The following is a 1,372-nucleotide window of genomic DNA, read 5'->3' as shown; positions in this document are numbered from 1 at the left end:
GGACTCCGTTAGGTCTGTCTTGATCTTGGCGTCGTGCGTGTCCGGGCGGGCAGGGCCTGATGGCAGGTGGTGCAGATGGCGGTCCAGCACCTCAGGGTGTTCTGGGGGGCGTCGAGGACCTGATAGAGGGTGAGGCCGGTGCGGGCACTTTTGGGGCCAGGCGCTGTTCGGTGAGGAAGGCGTGGGCGGCGGTCACGAGGGTTACGTGGTGGTGCCAGCCCGGCCAGGAACGGCCCTCGAAGTGGTCCAGTCCCAGGCCGTGTTTGAGTTCGCGGTAGTCATGCTCGATGCGCCAGCGGACCTTGGCCAGACGCACCAGGTCGGCGATCGGGGTGTCGTCCGGCAGGTTGGACAGCCAGTAATCGGTCGGCGCTTCGGCATCGGCGGGCCACTCGATCAGCAGCCAGCAGTCGGGCAGGATCCCGTCCCACCAGCCCTGTTCGGCTGAGGCGGCGGCCCTGATCGGACGCTCCACCGCCTTGCCCGCGGGCCGCACGCGCACGGCGGCGAAGCGTGAGCGTAACTCTCCTCGCGAGCCGTGCCGCCAGGTGACAGACGTGAACGCCTTGTCACCGAGGCCTGCGGCAAGGGCTGCCACCGAAGGCGCGGGATCCCGGTAACGGGGCTGGGGCCAGCAGCCGATATCCCCGTTGCGGGCCGGGGCCATGGGCTTGGCCTCGAAAGGGTGGGCGCTCACATCCGCCCGGACGGCCAGCACGTAGGCGAGTTGGCGGTCAGCCAGGGCGGCCCGCAGGTGCGCGTTGGTTCCGTAGGCGGCATCGGCCACCACGGCCGGCGGACTCATGCCCCAGCCGGCGAGTGTGTCGAGCATGTCCAACGCCAGGCGCCACTTCTCGCGATGCGTGACCTCGGACGGGACGCGGGTGAGGGTCCGGCGCCTGGTGTCCGACGCCCACTGCCGGGGCAGGAACAGCCGCCATTGCAGCGGGCAGGAGGCGGTATCACTCGCGGCGTGGACGCTGACCGCGACCTGACAGTTCGCCCGTTTCCCTAACGCTCCGCAGTACTGCGGAGCCACCGCGACCGACATCCTCCCGTCCTTGGGCACCGACACGTCATCGATCACCCACGCCGACGGGCCGATGAGCGGCAGCATCCGCTCGGCGATCCGCCGCTGCACCGGCACCGGATCCCACGTGGACTGGTTCACGAACTGCTGCAGGTTCTGCTCGTTGCCGTCCGGCAGCCGCGAGGCCATGGCCTGGATGGACTTGCGGCGGCCATCCAGCATCAGTCCCCGCAGGTAGCAGTCCCCCTTCGCCCTCTGGTCCTTGCGCGGCACCGACGCGAGCACATCAGCCACGTATAACGCCAACATCGCCCGTACACGGTTCACTTCATTAGCGTCCAC

Annotated in this window: 1 protein-coding gene; it reads right to left on the bottom strand. The window is 69.0% G+C overall.

The window, feature by feature from the left end; genetic code table 11:
- Positions 1-91: 91 nt before the first annotated feature.
- Positions 92-1,372 (bottom strand): IS701 family transposase, encoded by a 1,281-nt coding sequence (locus SSP24_RS42405; RefSeq protein WP_141316603.1) that lies wholly within the window; start codon positions 1,370-1,372, stop codon positions 92-94.

The sequence above is a fragment of the Streptomyces spinoverrucosus genome, from assembly GCF_006539505.1.
Lineage (GTDB): Bacteria > Actinomycetota > Actinomycetes > Streptomycetales > Streptomycetaceae > Streptomyces > Streptomyces spinoverrucosus.
The sequence above is the reverse complement of the archived record's forward strand: the minus strand, read 5'-3'. Positions and strand labels throughout refer to the sequence as shown.